We start from the raw sequence: 5,036 nt of genomic DNA, 5'->3' as shown, positions 1-5,036 counted from the left end.
CGATTCCGTTTGGGCTTTTGCTGATCAATATGCGTTCCGGCAAGATTCCCACTTGGAAAATGAATCTGGTGAAGGGTTTTGTCGCTTTAGGCTGCCTTTTCTTTGTCGTGACGACCATACTGCATGTGACTGATATCGCTCATTATCCGACATTCCTGCTGGCTTATCATTCCTACATTTTCGTTTCTTTTGTGTTCATGGTTTTGCTGAAGGTGGTTTATGACCGCGGTTCCGGGATGCAAGAAAAAGTTCTCGCGTCTGGTGTGATTTCCTTTGTCCTGTTCGCGATTGCAGATGTGTTCCGTTACAATATACAGAACCTTTTTGGCGTGGATAATCCGCTCTTTGAAGCAACGTACCTGCCGATTGGGGTGCTCCTGTTCATCTTGCTTTTGATGGTCGGCTATCTCTTGTATTTGTACGAGAACATGATGGACAGAACCGAAAAAGAGGTCCTGCGGCAGATTGCTTACAGGGATGCGTTGACCGGAATTTACAATAGGGCCAAGTGCGAACATATTTTTGAAATTCTCAATCGCGATGATAACGATTATGCCATTGTCAGCATCGATGTCAATGGACTCAAGTACGTGAATGACCATTTTGGACATTCTATGGGTGATAAACTCTTGTGTAGTTTTGCCGAAGTTTTCAAGAACGCATTCAATGGAATTGGGACTACAATTCGCATGGGGGGCGACGAATTCGTTGCGGTTGTCCGTGCAGAACATTTATCGGAACTCTCTGCTGCGCTCAAGACGATGGTGCAGCTAGAAAAAGATGTCCAATTACCGGTGGAATTGAATGTCGCCTATGGATATTCCGTACGTCGTCGTGGCGATGCTGTGACTGCAATGGATGTCTATCGCATGGCTGATGCGAACATGTACGCAATGAAACTCTCTACCAAGCAGCAACGCGGCTAACCGTTGTTTGAAACGCTGGCGCACTTCGCGATAATTGTCGTTCTAGTCACCAAGCCGAAATCTCCTTGCGAAGAAAAATAAAGATGCCACACGGATTGGTTCACACCTAACGGTGTTCACGGAAGTCTGATTTGAGTCTAACAACCACTAACCAACAACTAATAACCAAAAACTAATATCCAATAACAAATTTTTTGTATAGATTTTGGATGATGATAGAGTTTAACATTTTCTATAAGCTTGCGGCGGCGCTGGGTATAGGCTTCATTATCGGTATGCAGCGTGAAAACTCGTATTCCCGCAATAATTCCAGGCACCCCGCAGGGTTGTGCTCGTTTTCGATTGTGAGCTTATGCGGTGCGTTGTCTTGCTATTTGGGCGACTTGATGGGGTCGATTGTTCCCTTTGTTGTCGGCCTTTTGATTGTCGGGCTGTTGCTTGTGGCAAGCCATATTGCGTACGGGCTTTCGAATCGCGAAAATGGCGGGCCTGCGGGGGTTACGACGAGTGCCGCGCTTATCATGATTTATTTCCTTGGGGCGCTTTGCTGGTTCAATCGGCTCCTGGAAGCGTGCATTCTCATGATTGTACTCTTGTGGCTTTTGGCGGTCAAGCGTCAATTGCACGATTTTGCGAAAAAGATTTCGACCGAAGATATTATTGCGACGGTCAAGTTTGCGGTGATTTGCCTCATGGTTTTGCCGTTCTTGCCGAACAAGGCGTTTGGGCCGCCGGGGCTGGAAGTGCTGAATCCGCATACGATTTGGCTTTTTGTCGTGTTCATTTCGGGCATCGGGTTTGTGGGCTATGTGCTCATTAAGCTGGTCGGACCGGGCAAGGGCATTTGGCTGACCGGGCTTTTGGGCGGACTTGCGAGCAGTACCGCGCTGACGCTCAATTTGGCGGGGCGTAGCGTGGATAACGAACAGTACGCTGCGGATTTTACGGTAGGCATCGTGCTGAGTTGGGCGGTGATGTATGCGTGTTTGTACTTGATTTGCGTATTCCTCGTGCCTTCGCTAGCTCTGCCTCTTTTGGCGCCTCTTTTGGTGCCTGTGGTGCCGGGGCTTGGCTATGCCGCATATCTGAAGATTCGTGAGTCCCAAAATCATCGGCAAAAAACGACCGATTTCAGTAATCCGTTCAAACTTTTGCCGGCGGTCAAGTTCGGCCTTGTCTTTACGTTGGTCATGTTCCTAGCGAATGCGGCTCGCGTGTATTTCGGTTCAGGGGCGCTTATTGCGTGCAGTTTTTTGGGCGGTGCTGCGGAGATGGATGCGGTGGCGTTTTCGCTCATCGACATGTGCCGCAAGGCGACTCTCGAAAATCACAGCTTGATTTTGGCTCTTTTGTTTGCGAGCCTCGCGAATACGGTGACCAAGGGCGGCATCGTGTATTTCCTTGGGGCGAAAGCGATGCGGCGACCGATTGTTCCGGCGGTGGCTTTCATTTGCGGCGTGACGATTGTAATGATTGGAATTTACTCGGTGGTATAAAATGTCTGAAAAAATGAAATTTGCATTGACGATTGCTGGCTTTGACGGCTCTGCTGGGGCGGGCATCTTGGCGGATGTCAAGGCGATGGCGCATTTTGGCGTTTATTGCGAATCGGTCTGTACAGCGCTTACGCAGCAGAACGAGGACGAATTTGTGGCTCCCGGTTGGGTCATTTGGGAACGTATCGAAGCTCAACTCGAAACGTTGTTTGCAAAACGCCAGTTCAAGTTCGTAAAAATCGGACTTGTCGAAAAGGCAAAAGTTCTACAGCGGATTGTAGAATTTGTCCGCGAAAAATCCCCGGACGCTTATATTATCTGGGACCCGATTGCAAGCGCATCGGCGGGTTTCCATTTTTTGCGTGCTGCGGAACAGAACAAGTTCATGCCCATCATGAAACAGATTGATTTGGTGACGCCGAACCATGATGAATTTAGTTTTTTGGGGCTTGGGCTTGCGGCATCGCGTGGAACGTTTGAACTCGGAAAAGATTTTGCGTTGCTTTTGAAGGGAGGCCATTCCAAAGAAAAGGATGCCGTCGATATCCTTTGGGATAGGGATGGAAAACAGTACAAATTCTCAAGTCCGCGTTTGCACGGCCACGGAAAGCACGGCACTGGCTGTCATCTTTCTTCGGCGATTCTTGCGAATTTGGCACTTGGGCATTCGCTCCAAGAATCGTGCAAAATTGCGAAGGACTACCTTAACGAACTTTTGAAAAGTGGGGAAGGCCGCCTCGCGAAAGATTTGTAATTTCGCATTGTCACCCTCGACCGTCCTCGCATTGTCATCCTCGACCGTTAGGGAGGGGATCCAGTGTATTGTCTTTTTCTTATATTAGCAATATGAATAAATTTGTTTTTGTACATTAAATCTTGCGGTGCTATTCTTTGCCGCTTGTGGTGACGATAGCGGCTCTGTAGCTAGTTCTTCGGGAAAGTCATCTTTATCGACTTTGACAGACTCTCGTGATGGCCAATCCTACAAAACGGTTGTCATCGGCTCCCAGACATGGATGGCCGAAAACTTGAACTACGAAACTGCAAACTCTTACTGCTATAACGACTCCGCTAAATATTGTAATAAGTACGGTCGCCTCTATACGTGGGCTGCTGCGATGGACAGTGCTGGCACGTTGAGCACGAATGGCTATGGCTGCGGTATGGTTCGATATGTTCGCCGACATATCCGGTGCGTGGTGTTTGTCCTGCAGGTTGGCATTTGCCAACAATGGATGAGTTTTTAACTTTGATAACCGCAGTTGGCGGAATTTCTACAGCGGGCAAAATGCTCAAATCGACAAGTGGCTGGAATGTCAGTAATGGAAAAGATGGCAACGGTACGGATGATTTCTCGTTCTTGGCGTTGCCTGCTGGCAGCAGACTTGGCGAAGATGATTATGACTACGAGGGGGGCCATTTGTACTTATGGTGTTCTACAGAGGGCGATAGCAGCCTCGCATGCAGTATGTCTTTGCTCAACAACTACGATGGTACGTATGTGAGCCGCTACTCTAAGAGCCATGGGCATTCCGTTCGTTGCGTTAAGGACTAGCAAACCGAGAGTCGCGGAAACCAGATTTAACATCCTTCATGCTGTCATCTTAGCCTAGTGCTTGGATCGGCTTTTTTCTTACAACACAGATGCCGGAACGGAGTCCGGCATGACAGTTTCTATCGCGATGTCATCCCGGCCATTGTGCCGAGATCGGCTTTTTTCTCACAAAATAGGCCCCGGCTGGGATAACGAATGTGAGGTGTACTGTAAAGAAGACTGCCTTTCCGAGAATGAATTTGGTAATATCGACTACAATTGCATTGCCAGACGGAATAGACGTTTGGCGTCAGACAAGGATGATCTGGCTGCTGTTTTGGATAGGTTTTCTCTGCAAAAAATAGCTCTCTTTATAAGTTGTTTGTGATTTAATCCAATTTTGGTCCATTTTCCACAAATTTGCGTGTTAATATAACGGATAGGGAGCTGTTTTCTGTCTATGAGCCCGACATTTTCGGGAGTTTAACAACGGATAATTATGGAAAATAATAACGCCGAAAATAACAACGCCGGAACAGAAATTGGCCACGGCGAAATGATTGGCGAAGCCAAGACGTTCGAAGAATACAAGGGCGCCGGAGTTTTTGCCGACCTCCTGCTCGATAGGACGTTCAAGAAGGCCTTCAATCCCGACACTCAGAACAAGGTCTGCCTGATTGCGCTTTTGAATGCCGTGCTTGAAGGCGAAATCGCATCACCGATTGTCGATGTGCAGTCCCGCAACAAGGAATACAGCGACGGTTCGAACGAAAACCGGACTACGGTCTTTGACTTGCACTGCATCGATACGGCTCAGCGGCGGTTCATCATCGAAGTGCAGATTCTTTATCAGGAAAACATCGTCAACCGTGCGATTTATTATGCCTCGCAGACGATTATCGCTCAGGGCGAACGCGGACAAAAGTACAATTACGAATTGAGTCCAGTCGTGACAGTCGTGTTCATGGAATTCAACGTGTTCGCCGACGACCGTTACATCCGCCGCGCAAAGCTTCGCGAAGTCAATGGCGTAAGCATCAGCAACACGCTCAATTTCGCATTCGTGGAACTCCCGAAGTT

6 protein-coding genes are annotated in these 5,036 nt (G+C 48.2%); all 6 read left to right on the top strand.

Annotated elements, in window-relative coordinates; genetic code table 11:
* On the top strand, positions 1-926 hold a 926-nt coding region (locus IKG78_RS20265), incomplete at its 5' end, for a GGDEF domain-containing protein (RefSeq protein ID WP_290947527.1).
* Positions 927-1,135: 209 nt separating this feature from the next.
* Positions 1,136-2,422, top strand: a complete 1,287-nt coding sequence (locus tag IKG78_RS20260) for an MgtC/SapB family protein (RefSeq protein ID WP_290947524.1) — start codon at positions 1,136-1,138, stop codon at positions 2,420-2,422.
* Between the two features lies 1 nt (position 2,423).
* Positions 2,424-3,176: a hydroxymethylpyrimidine/phosphomethylpyrimidine kinase gene (locus tag IKG78_RS20255; RefSeq protein ID WP_290947521.1), complete on the top strand. Its 753-nt coding sequence runs from the start codon at positions 2,424-2,426 to the stop codon at positions 3,174-3,176.
* A gap of 127 nt (positions 3,177-3,303) precedes the next feature.
* Positions 3,304-3,669 carry an FISUMP domain-containing protein gene (locus tag IKG78_RS20250; protein ID WP_290947518.1) on the top strand — a complete coding sequence of 122 codons (366 nt, stop codon included), beginning with the start codon at positions 3,304-3,306 and terminating at the stop codon, positions 3,667-3,669.
* 2 nt (positions 3,670-3,671) lie between these two features.
* Complete coding sequence (locus tag IKG78_RS20245; RefSeq protein WP_290947515.1) at positions 3,672-3,977, top strand: FISUMP domain-containing protein; 306 nt, start codon at positions 3,672-3,674, stop codon at positions 3,975-3,977.
* A 478-nt stretch (positions 3,978-4,455) separates the two neighbouring features.
* Positions 4,456-5,036 (top strand): PD-(D/E)XK nuclease family transposase (locus IKG78_RS20240; RefSeq protein WP_290947512.1); only part of this gene is annotated, 581 nt, incomplete at its 3' end.

The sequence above is a fragment of the Fibrobacter sp. genome (assembly GCF_017545445.1).
GTDB lineage: Bacteria > Fibrobacterota > Fibrobacteria > Fibrobacterales > Fibrobacteraceae > Fibrobacter.
This window is presented reverse-complemented; position numbering and strand designations above follow the sequence as displayed.

Bases quoted from the DNA above. Each gene is read 5' to 3' on its own strand.
- IKG78_RS20260 (WP_290947524.1), top strand. From the start codon at position 1,136: ATGATGATAGAGTTTAACATTTTCTATAAGCTTGCGGCGGCGCTGGGT.
- IKG78_RS20255 (WP_290947521.1), top strand. From the start codon at position 2,424: ATGTCTGAAAAAATGAAATTTGCATTGACGATTGCTGGCTTTGACGGC.